We start from the raw sequence: 15,398 nt of genomic DNA, 5'->3' as shown, positions 1-15,398 counted from the left end.
CCATTCTTGTCTTTAACGGACGCGCCAGATGGAGAATGGCAGGCCGGAGTGAGGGTCGAGGCGGATGCGTTGCACCTTGCCGGTCAATGAGAAGCGATCGCCGCCGATGACGTCTTCGAGGTCGAGGGTTCCGTGATCCGGAATGCCGAACGACCACAGCGGCAGTTCGATATCCGCTTCCTGTGCGTTGTGCGGATCGAGATTGACGGCGATCAGCAGCACGTTCTCGCGGCCGGCACTGGCCTTTTCGAAGAACATGATGTTGTCGTTCCAGGCGGGCAGGAGCTGCAGACCGAGATGCGAATGCAGCGCCGGGTTCTCGCGGCGGATGCGGTTGAGAAGGGCGATCTCGCCCTTGATGTGACCCGGACGGTCGTAATCCCAGGCACGGATCTCGTACTTCTCGGAGTCCGCGTATTCCTTGCGCTTGGCGTCCGGGCGGCCCTCGCAAAGCTCGAAGCCGTTATAGACGCCCCAGAGGCCCGACAGCGTGGCAGCCAGCGCCGCACGGATCAGATAGGCCGGACGCGGTGCGTTCTGCAGGAAATCCGGGTTGATATCGTGCGTGTTGACGAAGAAGTGCGGACGGAAGAATTCCTTCGGCTCTTCGGTCGTGATCTCGCGCATATACTGCTCGAGCTCCCACTTGGCATTGCGCCAGGTGAAGTACGTATAGGACTGCGAGAACCCGACCTTGGCGAGGCGGTACATCACCTTCGGCTTCGTAAACGCTTCCGACAGGAAGGCGACGTCTGGATGGCGCGAGCGGATGTCGGCGATCATCCATTCCCAGAACGGGAACGGCTTCGTATGGGGATTGTCGACGCGGAACAGCTTGACGCCGTTATCGACCCACTTCTGCACGATGTCGCGCAGCTCGATCCACAGCGAAGGAACCGCGTCCTTGGCATAGAAATCGACGTTGACGATGTCCTCGTATTTCTTCGGCGGGTTTTCGGCATAGCGGATCGTGCCGTCAGGCCGCCAGTCGAACCAGCCGGGATTGGACTTGAGCCACGGATGGTCGGGCGAGGCCTGGATCGCGAGGTCGAGAGCGAGCTCCAGCCCGTGCTCCTTGGCCGCATCCACCAGCCGGCGGAAATCCTCGAACGTGCCGAGCTCCGGATGGATCGCGTCATGGCCGCCATCTTCCGAGCCGATCGCATATGGGCTGCCTGGATCTTCAGGGGCCGGCGTCAGCGTGTTGTTCTTGCCCTTGCGGTTGGTCGAACCGATCGGGTGCACCGGCGGGAAGTAGAGGACATCAAAGCCCATCTCCCGGATCGCCGGCAGCCGTGCGATCACGTCGTCGAACGTGCCGTGACGGTTCGCATCGCCGCTCTGGGAGCGCGGGAACACCTGGAACCAGCTCGCAAACGCTGCGGCCGTCCGCTCGGCATCGACCGGGATCGAGGTCGAGCGAACCCGATGCGGGCGGCGGTCGGCTTCCACCATCAGCTCGGCCGTGTCGGCCAGCAGTAGCGTTTCGGTCCGCTTCGGATCGTCCTGCGCCGTCAGCTTGTCGAACAGCACCTTCAGTTCGGTCTTGAGGTCACCCGTGGCATGATCCAGCGCATCAAGCACCAGATTGATGCCTTCCTGGATCTCCAGCCGCAGATCGAGCCGCGCCTCGTGCTTCTTGGTGAATTCGTAGCGGAAGATCTGAAAGGGGTTCTTCCAGGCCTCGATCGCAAACTCGTGGCGACCCATCCGCTTCAGAGGAAATTCTGCCGCCCAACGATCGTTGGTGACAAGCGTCATCGGCACTTCGGTCCACTGGTCCTCGTCGGCCGCACGCCACATCACCGACGCCGACAGCGGATCGTGCCCGTCGCCGAACACGTCGGCTTCCACCTTGACCGTCTCGCCGACCACACGCTTCACCACGAAACGGCCGCCGTCCACCGACGGCGTGATCTTCTCGATCGCCAGCCGCGGCGTGGCCGCGGCCTCTGCTGCGGTGGAAACCACAACAGCTTCGATGATCGGCTGCGAGGCATGGCCTTCGAAAACGCGAAGTTCGCCCGGCTTCAGCATGAGATCGGGCGCAAAAATGTCGGCGTCATTCCCCGGCGCCGTCAGCGGCAGGAAAGGGGAGGCTGCTTCACGCAGCACATTGAACGGAGCCTTGGTAACCCTGCGCAAATCGCGGTTCAGCATCACGACGCGGATCTTCGACGACGCACGGATATCCTCATGGTCGGTCTGCAAGAGCGCCACAGCCTGAGTCTGGCTGGTGGAAATCAACCTCAGCGGCTGGCGGCCAAACCCGGCCGATGTCTTGTTCGGCGCGGCATTGATGGCTCGGATGTCGCTCGACAGGTCGAACACGCCCTGGTCCTTGAGCCCACGCAGACCCATTCCGTCACCGGTCAGCGGGTCGAGCGGGATGGATGAGCCGTATTCGAAGCCCATCGGCACCATGAGGCCGCTGGCGAAGGTCGACGCGAGCTTCAGGGCCCGGACCGCTCGGCGCTCCGACACTTCGGTTCCGTCAATGCCATGCGCCATGCGCTTGCCGAACGGGGCTTCCGGAAAGGTGATCTGGTAGCCGAGTTCGCGCTGCACCTCGTATTCGTCGAGGATCCAGCGTTCCTCCATGTTCCACCAGGCAAAGGACGAAAAGCTGCCGTCGAAGCCGACGCCCTTGAGCGCCTTGCGATCTTCAAAACTGGTGCCGGGCGTCCAGGCAAGGAAGACGGTGTCAGAGACGGCACTGCGGGCCGCAGCGATCAGGCCCTTCCAGACGTCGGGCGCGACCTTGCCAATGCCGATGCATCGGAAGCCGGCGATGCCAAGCCCGGCCAGCCGCGCCAGTCGGCGGCGCCAGTCATCAAGCAGCTGCGTTTCATGAGTGATATCGATCGTGCGGCTGCCGCTTTCCTGCGGTGAGCGACGCGGGTCGAATACGACGGCGCTGCCTTGGTTTGACGCATCGGCGATACGATCGACGGCAATGTCGAGCATCAGCTTGATGCCATGCTCTTTAGCGGCACCTGCCAGTGCCTTCACGCCGTCGTCGATGCTTTCCCCAAGTCCCAGCGCCGGATCAAGCCTGTCCAGGTCTCCGCTGACGAAAATGCTCGTGTCCGCGCCGCGTGCAAACAGCGGCGCACTGAGGACCGTATCGAAGCCGAGATCCTTCGCATGGGCAAAAACCTGGCGCCAATCCTGAAAGCCTTTGAGCATGAGAGGATGCACGTAGTAGATTTGCGGCGGGAGCTTTGACAGCGGGGTGGACGAGGCGAATTGAGGACGCGTGTTCATCTTTATAGCCTTGGGTTGCCGGGCCGTAGAGCGGGTGGCGATCAGCGGGGTAACTGCAAGGCTGCTGTGCTTGTTCCGATAAAATTGTGCCTATCGGATTTTTGCGCACGCATTAGATGTACATGAATAAACCCTAACGGACCCAGTGCCGAAGGAGGGGGCCGTCGCGGCCACGAAGCGGATCGGTCTGCGGCAAGGGAAGGCTCGAAATTCGGCTGAGACCCTCAGAATCCGCGGGTCCGGTCTGAAGATCCGCACGCTGTCCTGGCGGATAGGCGCCGACAACCACGAAGTCGCGGCTGGCCTCCAGCCGCATGTGCCCGGTGCCGGCCGGCAACACGATGCAATCGCCGCCATGGACTGAGATTTCGGTGCCATCCGGACCGCCGATCAGCAGCAGGCCGCGACCATTTGCGATGCCGAGGACCTCGTGGGCGCCCGTGTGGTAGTGCTGATAATCGAATACGCCATCGCGCCAGATGCCCTGCCAGCCGTTTTTCGCAAAAAGGTCTTCGAACAGGCTGGCCGGGTCGCCGACCAGAGGGTCGATGGCAAGGGCGTTGCGGTAGATCAGAGCCGGAAGGTGAGGGTGGTTGGGCACGAAGCCGCTCGGCGGAAACGTCATGCTCTCGACGGTCGTCCTTCCAGCGGAGCCGGCGGGGTCGAGGGCTGGTGGAACGATGTTCAGGCTTCGGGTCACGGACTTGATCCTTGCACGGTTGCGTCTGTCGGACGTCGCCGGCATTTTCCAGCAACGTCCTGAGACTGAACCCGTGCGCAAATGCGATGTTCCCGCGACAACCTCTATTTCAAAAGGTCAGCACGGAAACACGCTCCGCTCAGTGGCCGTTTAGCAGATCACGGTCTCGGCGATCTGGATGCCGAACCCTTCGAGGCCGACGTAATGACGTTCGCTTCTGGTCAGAAGCTTGATCGAAGACACGCCGAGATCGCGCAGGATCTGGGCGCCGAGGCCGATTTCCAGCCACTCGCTGTCGCGGACCTTGGCCTCCGCGTGCGATTCCTCGCCGAAGCGGACCTTGCGCGACGTCGTGCTGGCACCGACGCCAACCGAACCCTCGCGCAGATAGATGATGACGCCGCGACCCTCGTCGGCGATCTTTGCCATGTAACGGTCCACGGAGCGCGCCGCGCCGAACACATCGCGCGCCACGTCTTCCAGATGAAGGCGGACCGGAATGTCGACGCCGTCCCTGATGTCGCCGAACACGATGGCGACGTGCTGCATCGTCTCCCAGGGCAGGGAGTAGGCGTGTGCCTTGGCCTTGCCCTTCGGGGTCTCGATGTCGAACGTGCCGTGCAGCTCGATCAACGTTTCCTTGCGCTGGCGATAGGCGATGAGATCGGCAACGGACACCTGCTTCAGGCCATGGGTGATCGCAAACTCCGTCACCTGAGGACCGCGCGTCACCGTGCCGTCGTCGTTGACGAGTTCGCAGATCACGCCGATCGGCGGCAGGTTGGCGAGCTTGCACAGGTCGACGGCCGCTTCCGTATGGCCGGACCGCATCAGAACGCCGCCTTCGCGGGCAATCAGCGGGAAGATGTGGCCGGGACGCACGAAGTCGGCCGGGCCGACATTCGGGTTGGCAAGGTTGCGCACCGTCAGCGTCCGGTCGTCGGCGGAGATGCCGGTCGTCGTGCCGTGCTTGAAATCCACCGTTACGGTGAAGGCGGTCGTATGCGCGCTGTCGTTTTCCGCCACCATGGCGTTGAGGTTCAGGCGCTTGGCTTCGCTGCGCGGCATCGGCGTGCAGACGATACCGGATGTGTGGCGCACGATGAAGGCCATCTTTTCCGGCGTGCAGTGAACCGCAGCGACGATCAGATCGCCTTCGTTTTCGCGTCCGTCGTCATCGGTAACAACGACGATTTCGCCGGCTTCGAAGGCGCGGATGGCGTCGACGACGCGCTTCTGATCGTAGGGCATGTGATGATTCCTAGCGGGTTTTACCGGTCTGACCCCGGTCACGGAGAAAATGGTCGGCGATCGTGCAGGCCATCATCGCCTCCCCGATCGGCACGGCGCGGATGCCGACGCAAGGATCGTGGCGACCCTTGGTGCGAACATCCACATTGTTGCCATCAGCGTCGATCGACTGGCGCTCGCTCAGGATCGACGAGGTCGGCTTGATGGCGAAGCGGGCAACGATCGGCTGGCCGGTCGAAATGCCCCCGAGGATGCCGCCGGCATGATTGGAGAGGAAGATAGGCTGGCCATCGTTGCCCATCCGCATCTGGTCGGCATTGTCCTCGCCGGAAAGCTCGGCGGCGGCAAAACCATCGCCGATCTCGACGGCCTTCACGGCATTGATCGACATCAGGCCGGAAGCAATCTCCTGGTCGAGCTTGGCATAGATCGGTGCGCCAAGCCCTGCGGGAACGCCCTCCGCCACCACCTCGACGATCGCGCCGATCGACGATCCGGCCTTGCGGATGCCGTCGAGATAGGTTTCCCAGACAGGCACCATCTCAGGGTCGGGGCAGAAGAACGGGTTCTCGTTGACCTGGCCCCAGTCCCAGTTGTCACGGTTGATCTTGTGCTTGCCGATCTGCACCAGGGCTGCGCGCACGGTCATTCCCGGCACGACCTTGCGGGCAATCGCGCCGGCAGCGACACGCGCTGCCGTTTCGCGGGCCGATGAACGGCCGCCACCGCGGTAATCGCGGATGCCGTATTTCAGGTCGTAGGCAAAATCCGCATGGCCGGGGCGATAGCTGCGGGCGATCTCGCCGTAGTCCTTGGAGCGCTGGTCGGTATTCTCGATCAGCATGGAGATCGGGGTGCCGGTCGAGATCATCGTCTCGCCGTCGGCATCCATCATCACGCCGGAGAGGATCTTGACGATATCGTCCTCGCGCCTCTGGGTCACGAAACGCGACTGTCCGGGCTTGCGCTTGTCCATCCAGGCCTGGATTTCGGCAAGCGTGAAGCGCAGGCCGGGAGGGCATCCGTCCACGACGCAGCCGAGCGCCGGCCCGTGGCTTTCGCCCCAGGTCGTGACACGGAAAAGATGACCGAAAGTATTGTGCGACATTTCACTAACCGGCTTCGGAGGGGCCGCCTCCGTCAATCTTGGACGTCAAACTTTGACGCGGATGTCTTATGGAAAAGGTCGGCGGGCGACAAGCCCTTCTTGCCCCATATCGGGCTGTCGATCCCGGACATGGATGCACGGCCGGCCATTTGGTGCCATTCATGCCGCCTGTTTGAGCCAGTCGGCTCTGGCCGCCTCAACGAATTTGTCAAAGGGCAGGGCCTTGGCAAAGGCATAGCCCTGCAGAAGGTCGCAGCCGAGTTCGCGCAGCAATTCCGCATGCTGCATCGTCTCCACACCTTCCGCCACCGTGTCGATGCCAAGCGAGCGGGCAATGTCGACGATCGAGCGAACCATGGTCCGCTCCTGCGGCGCTTCGAGGATCGGCATCACCAGCTGCCGGTCGATCTTCAGCCGCTTCGGTTTCAGCTTCAGCAGCGAGACGATCGAGGTATGACCGGTCCCGAAATCGTCGATCTCGATGTCGATGCCCATTCCCTTGATGCGTTCGATATTGCCCGATACCGACACGTCGCCGTCGTCGAGGAAAATCGACTCCACCAGCTCGAAACAGATCTCGCCGGGTGTGATGGACAGCGACTCGAGGTTGGCGATCAGGTTTTCGTCATGCAGCCGCTTCGACGAGACGTTGACGGAGACCTTCGGCACCTTGAGGCCGAGCGCGGTCCAGCGCATCTTGTCCTTCAGCACCGTCTCAAGCACGATCTGGTCGAGCACCGCCGACACGTTGAGGTCTTCCGCGATCCTCAGGAACCGCGCTGGCGCGAGGATGCCGTGATGCGGATGGTTCCAGCGCAGCAGCGCCTCGGCCCCGGTCAGTTCACCGGTTCTGGCGCAAAACTGCGGCTGGTACCAGGTCACGAACTCGCCGTTGTCGATCGCCGAGAGCACTTCGTCGGCGGTCCGTTTGTGGCTGACGATCTCTTCCTGCAGGTCGAGCGTGAAGAATTCGAAACGGTTGCGGCCGAGGCCCTTGGCTCGGTAGAGCGCGATGTCGGCGTTGACCAGCGTGCGTCGTGCATCGACATTGAGACCGGTTGCCTGCGCAATGCCGATCGAAACGCCGCACCGGCAGGAAAAGCCGTCGAAGTCGAAGGGCTGACGAAACTCGGCGATGATCCGCTGCGAAAGCTCGGCCACGTCCTCGATGGATGCGGAATTGTTCATCAGGATGACGAACTCGTCGCCGCCGATCCGCGCAACGATATCCTCGTCACGCACGTTGCGCGACAGGATCCGGGATGAATGCACCAGCATCGCGTCACCGGCGGCATGGCCCATCGTGTCGTTGATCTGCTTGAACCGGTCGAGGTCGAGATGGAGGATGAAGAACTTCTGCCGCTCCACCTGGCTTGCACGCGAGAGGTGGTCGAGTTCCATGTCCAGTTTGCGGCGATTCCCAAGCATCGTCAGCGGGTCGTGCAGCGCATTGTGCTCGATGCGGGTCTTGGCCATCTGAAGCTCGACATTGCGAGCATCCGATTCCGCTTTCGCAGACTTGAGCTCGGTCGTCATCACCGCGTCCTTGGTCACGTCGAAGGCGAGGCCGATAAGCTTGCGGGAACCGTCGCGACCGATCACCAGCTGACCGACGGACCGGATATAGCGGAGGCTGCCGTCAGACTGCGGCACGCGAACGATCAGAGCCTCCTCGACGTCGCCGGAAAGGTAACGCATTGCCGCGTCAAGAGCACTCTGGCGATCCTCCGGAACCAGCAGAGACAGCCAGAAGTCGTGGGGAAGGGGGCCGGCAATCGGGGCAACGCCATAAAGCTGGCACATGCGAGCGTCCCATATCTCGCTGCCGGTTGCCGGATCATATTCCCAGACGCCGCATCCGTAGGAACCGAGTGCGAGGTCGAGCTTGCGCGACAGACCTTCCAGTTCCTGCTCCCGGTCCGACAATTCGTCGAGCGCCAGTTCGAGCTCGGCATTCTTGACCTCGCTATTGTCTTTCGCGTCGCGCAGGGTCTGTGCCATCGTCACGTCGGCGGTGACGTCCCAGACGATGCCGGTCGCCTGGATGCCGCGCTCGTTCTGGACCCTCGCGCCGGCGGAGCGAAGATGCCGGATGTCGCCGCCGGGCAGGATCAGGCGATAGGTCTCGGTCGATGGGCTGTCGGTGCAGAGAACTGTAAAGAGATGCGCTTCCGCGACAGCCCTGTCCTCAGGCGCGATCGATGCCATCCAGTCATCGAACCGGTTGCCGGTGGTGGCTGACGGATTGGCGTGGAGAGCGGCGGAGCGATCGTCCCAGGAGAGCTGCACACCCTCATCAGTCACTTCCCAGATGCCCATCATCGAAGCTTCCATGGCAAGCCCGAACCGTCGCGACAGTGCAAACAGCTTGTTTTCGCGCAGCCGCAGCGTCTCGATATGCCGGTTGCGTTCCGAAATCAGCGAGGTCGCAATGAGCACCGGCAAGACGATCGCAAGCGATGCCAGCGCCAGGATCAACCGGAACCGCATCTGACCGGCGGGCGAAGCATTCCAGCCGACGCGCGGCGCCGCAAGGATCTGCCAGTCCGTACCCTTGACGGTGATCGACCACCGGACCGGATCGCCGCCCTTTACCGCTTCATTGCCGTAAAACACGGCCTGGTCGGCTCGACTGTTGTCGACGAGCGCGAGATCGAGCCAGTCGAAGACCGTCTCGGACGTTTGTGCCGCGTCGCCAACCTGAGGGCGTGTCGCGGGATCAAGCAGATCGGCGACATCGAGGACGAGAACCAGAGCGCCCCAGAGCCCGGCTTCCTGTCCGCTGGCGGAAGGCACCGGCATGATGAGGGTAAGCCTGCCAGTCTGCGATCCGGTCAGCACGCTTGGGCGCGCCTTGTTGCCGGCCCGGTCGAGATCCGCCTTAAGACCAGCAAGATCGATACCGGTCTCACCGGCCAAGCTGTCGCGGCGGAAGAAGGTCGTTGGTGTGAATCCCGGTGCCGCGATCACTGCGGAAAGGTGCGGCAGGTCGGCGAGTGCCTGACGAGCAGCGGTCTGCATATCGTTGGGCTTGTATCCTGCCTGACCGATCAACGCATTGCGCAGGCTATCGGCGACCGCGAAATCAAGCTCCAGCCGCGAAGCGATCTGACGGGCCGCCGTGCCGGCCGCGCGTGTCGTGGCGGCGTGAATATCATCGCGATGTTTCTGCACGAATCGGTGATCGAGGACCACGGCGGTGACGATAACTGTCAGCGAAACGAGGAAGGCTGCGACGGCAGGCGCGCATGCACTGCTGAAAGGGCGAAACCTTTCGGTAATGGAGGAACGCCAGAGCGCCAAAACTGAACACCTTCTCGTTAACTCTTGTGACCGGGTATAACTGTATTGTGGCGCAGTTAATTTCCCATTCCACATCCGCCTTAGAGCTGTGAAGCTGCGTTTTATTGCAAATAGTTGGTAAACGCGGTCACTAAACGTTCGATTTGGTCTTGAGACGTCTTGAATTCGGAAGAATATGGTTAATAATCAAACTGTTGTTTGTAGCGAAAATGTCATGCTGGCGAGCAATTTTCGCCACAATCGGCAGGCTATCTTGCACCGAATTAGTACAGACCGTTTGTTCCAGGGATCTTCATCATGCGTATCCTCATTGCTGCCTTGCTTGCGACCGCCGGTGTTTTCTCGCCGCTGAGCACTTGGGCGCAGAGCGTGGACGTCGAGGCGACGATCAAGACGATCGACGCCAAGTCGCTCAGCCTGACGCTGGACGACGGCAAGACCTACAAGGTGCCGGAAGAGTTCAACTTCGAGGGCCTGAAGGCGGGCGTCAAGGTTCTGGTGTTCTACACGGTCGTCGATGGCAACCGCGTCGTGGACGATCTCGAAATCGTACAGTAAGGGCCGGAACCGGGCCTTAGCGGCTCAGAGCCATTCCATCCGGCCGGCGAGCGGCTCCACTTTCAGGATACGGTCCTGATGGATGGCGATGGACGATGCTTCTTCTTCTCCCACGCCGCCGATCAGGCGAAAGATCGACCTGATGACGCCGCCATGGGCGACCGCCACGGTCGGACCGGTCAGAGACTGCATCCAGGCGCCGATGCGCCATGACAGGATTTCGTAGCTCTCGGCAGTTTGGCCCGGCGGAATGAAGCTCCATTTCTGGCGCTTTCTTTCCTTCAGCAGCTCGGGCTCGAGTTTTTTGACTTCGGCCAGCGTCTGGCCTTCCCAGTCGCCGAACGAAACTTCCACCAGCCGGTCGTCGGTCCGGTAGGCGAGGGGATCGAGCCCCATCGCTGTGCGCAGCCGCTCCATCGTCTCGCGGGTGCGAGAGAGCGGGCTTGCCACGAAGTCAAAATCGGCGACATCGTCGCCGAGCAGTTCTTTCAGCGCTTCACCATTGCCGGTAGCCTGAAGGCGGCCCGTATCGTTCAGAGGAATATCCTTCTGACCCTGAAGCCGGCCTTCAGCGTTCCAGTCCGTCTGGCCGTGACGGATGACGTAGAGAAGCACGGGGCGCTCAGTCCTTCACGACGGAAATGTCAGGCGCGTCGACGGCCTTCATTCCGATGGCGTGATAGCCGCTATCCGCATGGTGGATTTCACCGGTGACGGAGCGCGACAGGTTCGACAGAAGATAAAGGCCGACATCGCCCACTTCCTCGATCGTGACCGTGCGGCGAAGCGGCGCGTTATACTCGTTCCACTTGAGGATATAGCGGAAGTCGCCGATGCCGGACGCAGCAAGCGTCTTGATCGGGCCGGCCGAGATCGCGTTGACGCGGATATTCTTCGGTCCGAGGTCAACGGCCAGGTATTTGACGCTGGCTTCAAGTGCCGCCTTCGCAACGCCCATGACGTTATAGTTCGGCATCACCTTCTCGGCACCGTAATAGGTCAGCGTCAGCATGGCGCCGCCGTCCGTCATCAGCTTTTCGGCGCGGCGTGCGGCCGACGTAAAGGAGTAGACCGAGATCTGCATCGTCTTGGCGAAGTTGTCAGGCGTCGTATCGACATAACGGCCGGTCAGCTCATCCTTGTCGGAGAAGCCGATCGCATGCACGAAGAAGTCGATCTTGCCCCACTTCTTCTCGATATTGGCGAACACCTCATCGATGGTCGACTCGTCGCTCACATCGCAGTGGCCGGCCATGAAAGCGTTGATTTCGGCAGCGAGCGGTTCGACCCGCTTCTTCAGGGCGTCGCCCTGATAGGTCAGAGCAACTTCGCCACCCTGATCGTGAATGGCCTTGGCAATGCCCCATGCAATGGAGCGATTGTTGGCGACACCCATGACGACGCCGCGTTTGCCTGACATGAGGCCGGAAGCCTGAACCATGAATATCCCCTGGAAACTCGATTTGGCCTTGCCTATGACATAGGCAGGGCAACGGTTCAAGCTTGCGGATACCAACTCATACGCCCACTCTTTGGCGAACGGGGAGGCCAACGTTTCAGCTGTCGCCGGAGCCGGTTGGGGATCGATGTCTTACAGATACAGCCCGTGGCGCATGTGGCGCATCAGATCGGTCACCTTCGGGTCGGGCTTTTCGAGAAGCACAATGCGCAGTTCCGCCACCAGATCGCCGCGGCCGCCTGCATCGTTGTAGAGCCCCATGCCTTCCAGCCGGATTGCCTGATCGGACCCCGACCATGCGGGAACCGCGATCGTCTGCTCGCCTTCAGGCGTCTTCAGCATCGGCTCGGCGCCGAGAACGGCGTCTTCGAGAGAGATCGGCAAAATGGTGTGGATATCGAAACCGCTCACCCGGAAATCCGCATGCTTGGCCACTTTCAGGGTCACCACGAGATCGCCCTGCTTCATCCCGGGAAGCTTCAGCCCCTGGCCCTTCAGCCGCACAACATGACCCTCGGTCATGCCCGCGGAAAGCGAAACGCGCACGTCACGATCGTCGCTGGAATGCACGATGACCGAACCCCTGTTGAGAAGGTCTTCGATCGTCACGACCGCTTCGGCCAGAAGATCCGGCGCCGTTTCGAGAACGGTCACGGTTTCGCCGCGGATGCGCCGCAGCAGCGTGTTGAGAAGACCGGAACCCATGCCGGTGGTCGGCGGGGCCGGGCGGCTGCCGGGTCCCTCATCCGCTGCATCGGCTCCTGTCGCGTCGCTTTTCGACGATGGACGAGCGGCCTGCGCGGCCGACGCCTCGTCTGTGGTTTTCTTCTGTCCGGAGTCGGCGGTCTGGCCGTCTGGCGAGACGCCGAAGATACGCTCAACCATGTCTTCGGCCGGTTCTGGCGGAGCATCGCCACGGGCCTTGCCGTTCTGCTGTTGCTGCTGCGCCTGGGATTGAAGTACTTCGGCCTGCGCCCGCTTGGCGCTGGCACGGGCAAGCTCTTCCATCACTTTTGCCGCGCGCTCGCGGGAAGCCTTGGCACGCATTTCCGCTTCGCGGGCTGCCTGGCGCTGCTGCATGAATGTCTGTTGAAGAGCGGATGCGCGGTCGTAGCGCTTGCGCCGCTCGGGATCCTTCAGCACTTCATAGGCCTGCCCCATCTCGGCGAATCGCTCGCCGGCATCAGGGTCGTCCTGGTTCTGATCGGGATGAATTGTCTTTGCCTTCGAACGCCACGCCGATTTGATCTCGTCAGCGTTGGCGCTCCGATTGACGCCGAGAATAGAGTAGGGATCGCGCATTTTGAAACCACCCGTAAAGCTTGGGGCGGTGGGTCGCGTATCCAATTCCGGACCCCCCGTAACTCAACAACTCTCGCGGCAGCCTTCGGTTCCTCATGCCCCGAGGCTGGCCGGATCACAGGCAGTAACCGTATGGAGGAATTGCTGAATCAGAGGTTACGGAGAGAAGGTTGATGCATGTTACGGTAAACAAAACGTTTACCGTACAGTGCTGGCCTTAACACTACTGGCGGTCAAATGCCGTGAGCGACCAGTCGCCCGTTTCGGTCCGGCATGCCTGACCGGAAAACAGCGATATTCCCTCATAGGAATGGCGGCTGGTGGTGAAGGCGCGGCAGAGTAGGCCGGCGCTCCGGACCTCGTGGATCGAGGAGACGACACCGGCACTGCCGGTCGCCGAATTTGCCCAGGGAAGGGGGTTCGCACCCACCTTGGCGAGATCGGCCGAGGTCACGGCATTGCGCACGGTGGCTTCGTCCGATTGCGGATCACCCGCTTTTGGCTTGCTGGGAATGCTGCTCGTCGAGATACTACGATCGACCTTGTCCGCGCCGCCGAACACATCCATGCTGGTGCAGCTGCCAAGCGAACCGCACAGTGCGACCATCGCGATGATTCGCAGGCTGGCGCCATTCAGGCTCTTTGTACGGCACATCGAATTTGCTATCACAATCACCTTGCATCCTGTCCGGCCAAGTGTCTCGGGCATGTTCATCAGATCGGGAGCACTTTAGTCAATATGTCGGAAAACGGGTTAACAAGCGGTGACTTCACGCAGGAAAGTGAACCCTTCACCTTATTTGGGTCGTGGTTGAAGGATGCCGAATCCAGCGAGATCAACGATCCGAACGCCGTCGCGCTTGCGACCGTCGATGAACATGGGCTTCCCAATGTGCGAATGGTCCTGCTGAAGGGCTACGACGAGGACGGGTTTGTATTCTATACGAATTTCGAAAGCCAGAAGGGCGAGGAAATTCTCGGCCAGAAAAAGGCTGCGATGGTCTTTCACTGGAAGTCGCAGAGACGTCAGGTGCGTCTGCGCGGCCCTGTCGAGATCGTCAGCGATGCCGAAGCGGATGCCTATTATGCGACGCGGCCACGCGGAAGCCGAATCGGCGCCTGGGCCTCGAAACAGTCACGGCCGCTCGAAGGCCGTTTCGCGCTGGAAAAATCCGTAGCCGAATACACCGCCAAATTTGCGATCGGCGAGATACCGCGGCCACCGCACTGGTCGGGTTTCCGCATCCGTCCCGTGTCGATCGAGTTCTGGCACGATCGACCGTTCCGCCTGCATGACCGGATCGAATTCCGCCGCGATACGCCAGACGGTGCCTGGGGAAAGGTGCGGATGTATCCGTGAGCGACCGATGAGAGCTTGCGCCTAGCGCGCAAGCTTGAAGGGAATGCCCGAGGCGAGCGCCGACACATAGCGCGCCCGCTGGTAATGGCCGTTCAGCGAAATCCGCGGCAGACCCGTCAGCCGGGTCAGCCATTTCTCGCAGATCGTGCCCGGCTGGGTCGTGACGGCGACCGAAAAGCCGAGGTCGCGGGCGATGCGGTAGTCGCGCTCGCCCACCGCCTTCCGCGTGCCGTAGGGATAGGCGATCGTGGTCGGCCGTATCCCGGTCAGTTCTTCCACATAGTCGGCAGAACTCGACATCTCGGCCCGCGCCTGCGCTTCCGACAGCCGCCCGACGGCGCGATGACTGATTGTGTGGGCGCCAAGCGTTGCCAGCTTATGCCTCGAAAGTTCGCGGAGTTCGGCCCGATCCATCGTCAGGTCGGCGGTCATCTGCAACGGGTCGATACCGTGGCACCGCACAAGCGCATCCATCCTGGAAACGGCACTTGCCTCGTCATCGCGAAACACAAGATCGGCAAACCGGTCGAAGGCGTTGAACTTCTGCTCTTCACAGCCGAGCTCGATCCGCTCGGGTCCATTGCCGAAATCGAAACTCAGCTCCCGCTCGCGACCGATCAGGTCCGCCATTGTCTCCCACCACATCGAATGGGTCCGCTCCGCAAAGCCGCGGGCGACGAAAACGGTGAAGGGCACGCCGTATTTCTCGAATACCGGCAGCGCATGTTCGGCGTTGTTGCGATAGCCATCGTCAAGCGTGAAGGCGGCAAACGGCTGGCCGGCCGGATTGGCAAGCCGCTTCGGCACGTCGTCCAGCGGCACGAACGCATATCTATCCGCCGAGAGCCGTTCGATCGCATCGGCCAGGAATTCCGGGGTAACCTCAAGATGACCGCTCGGCTGGAACGCGAGCGATTGTTTTGGGCGCACGTGATGAAGCGTGAAGATAGAACCACGACCGCGCGCACTCGCCAGCATGCCGGCCCGTGCGAGTGCTGCCGACGCCTCTAGACCTGTCGTCGTGACCTGACGTTTCAGGCCACGGATCCATGCCGCCGGCAACTTTGCTTTCAAATTCACCATCGTCGCC

At 61.6% G+C, this 15,398-nt stretch carries 12 protein-coding genes; 2 read left to right on the top strand and 10 right to left on the bottom strand.

The window, feature by feature from the left end; genetic code table 11:
• Nucleotides 1–12: 12 nt before the first annotated feature.
• The 5 genes from ASG19_RS02820 to ASG19_RS02800 form a co-directional block, all read right to left on the bottom strand.
• Nucleotides 13–3,267, bottom strand: a complete 3,255-nt coding sequence (locus tag ASG19_RS02820) for a maltotransferase domain-containing protein (protein WP_062453644.1) — start codon at nucleotides 3,265–3,267, stop codon at nucleotides 13–15.
• A gap of 133 nt (nucleotides 3,268–3,400) precedes the next feature.
• Nucleotides 3,401–3,892, bottom strand: a complete 492-nt coding sequence (locus tag ASG19_RS02815; protein ID WP_062454823.1) for a cupin — start codon at nucleotides 3,890–3,892, stop codon at nucleotides 3,401–3,403.
• Nucleotides 3,893–4,117: 225 nt separating this feature from the next.
• Nucleotides 4,118–5,218 carry a 3,4-dihydroxy-2-butanone-4-phosphate synthase gene (ribB, locus tag ASG19_RS02810; RefSeq protein ID WP_062453643.1) on the bottom strand — a complete coding sequence of 367 codons (1,101 nt, stop codon included), beginning with the start codon at nucleotides 5,216–5,218 and terminating at the stop codon, nucleotides 4,118–4,120.
• A 10-nt stretch (nucleotides 5,219–5,228) separates the two neighbouring features.
• Nucleotides 5,229–6,326 (bottom strand): chorismate synthase, encoded by a 1,098-nt coding sequence (gene aroC / locus ASG19_RS02805; RefSeq protein ID WP_062453642.1) that lies wholly within the window; start codon nucleotides 6,324–6,326, stop codon nucleotides 5,229–5,231.
• Between the two features lie 159 nt (nucleotides 6,327–6,485).
• On the bottom strand, nucleotides 6,486–9,629 hold the full coding sequence (locus tag ASG19_RS02800; protein WP_062453641.1) for an EAL domain-containing protein: 3,144 nt from the start codon (nucleotides 9,627–9,629) through the stop codon (nucleotides 6,486–6,488).
• Nucleotides 9,630–9,926: 297 nt separating this feature from the next.
• Between ASG19_RS02800 and ASG19_RS02795 the strand changes: the two genes are divergently transcribed.
• Nucleotides 9,927–10,187, top strand: coding sequence for a DUF1344 domain-containing protein (locus ASG19_RS02795; protein WP_062453640.1), 261 nt, complete (start codon nucleotides 9,927–9,929; stop codon nucleotides 10,185–10,187).
• Between the two features lie 24 nt (nucleotides 10,188–10,211).
• On the opposite strand, the gene ASG19_RS02790 is transcribed toward ASG19_RS02795, so the two are convergent.
• The 4 genes from ASG19_RS02790 to ASG19_RS02775 form a co-directional block, all read right to left on the bottom strand.
• A complete protein-coding gene (locus ASG19_RS02790) occupies nucleotides 10,212–10,802 on the bottom strand; it encodes a histidine phosphatase family protein (RefSeq protein WP_062453639.1) in 591 nt (196 codons plus the stop codon).
• Nucleotides 10,803–10,809: 7 nt separating this feature from the next.
• Entirely contained in the window at nucleotides 10,810–11,628 is an 819-nt protein-coding gene (fabI, locus tag ASG19_RS02785; protein ID WP_062453638.1) for an enoyl-ACP reductase FabI, read from the bottom strand.
• A 150-nt stretch (nucleotides 11,629–11,778) separates the two neighbouring features.
• A complete protein-coding gene (locus ASG19_RS02780) occupies nucleotides 11,779–12,948 on the bottom strand; it encodes a DnaJ C-terminal domain-containing protein (protein WP_062453637.1) in 1,170 nt (389 codons plus the stop codon).
• Between the two features lie 223 nt (nucleotides 12,949–13,171).
• Nucleotides 13,172–13,624, bottom strand: coding sequence for an RT0821/Lpp0805 family surface protein (locus ASG19_RS02775; RefSeq protein WP_244476067.1), 453 nt, complete (start codon nucleotides 13,622–13,624; stop codon nucleotides 13,172–13,174).
• A gap of 63 nt (nucleotides 13,625–13,687) precedes the next feature.
• Here ASG19_RS02775 and pdxH point away from each other — a divergent pair, with 63 nt between their 5' ends.
• Nucleotides 13,688–14,308, top strand: coding sequence for a pyridoxamine 5'-phosphate oxidase (gene pdxH, locus ASG19_RS02770; RefSeq protein WP_062453636.1), 621 nt, complete (start codon nucleotides 13,688–13,690; stop codon nucleotides 14,306–14,308).
• Nucleotides 14,309–14,329: 21 nt separating this feature from the next.
• On the opposite strand, the gene ASG19_RS02765 is transcribed toward pdxH, so the two are convergent.
• Nucleotides 14,330–15,391, bottom strand: a complete 1,062-nt coding sequence (locus ASG19_RS02765) for a polysaccharide deacetylase family protein (protein ID WP_082476163.1) — start codon at nucleotides 15,389–15,391, stop codon at nucleotides 14,330–14,332.
• Between the last annotated feature and the right edge of the window lie 7 nt (nucleotides 15,392–15,398).

This window comes from Rhizobium sp. Leaf306 (genome assembly GCF_001423425.1).
GTDB lineage: Bacteria > Pseudomonadota > Alphaproteobacteria > Rhizobiales > Rhizobiaceae > Neorhizobium > Neorhizobium soli.
Note: the sequence above shows the minus strand (reverse complement) of the source record. Positions and strands in the feature narration are given on the sequence as shown.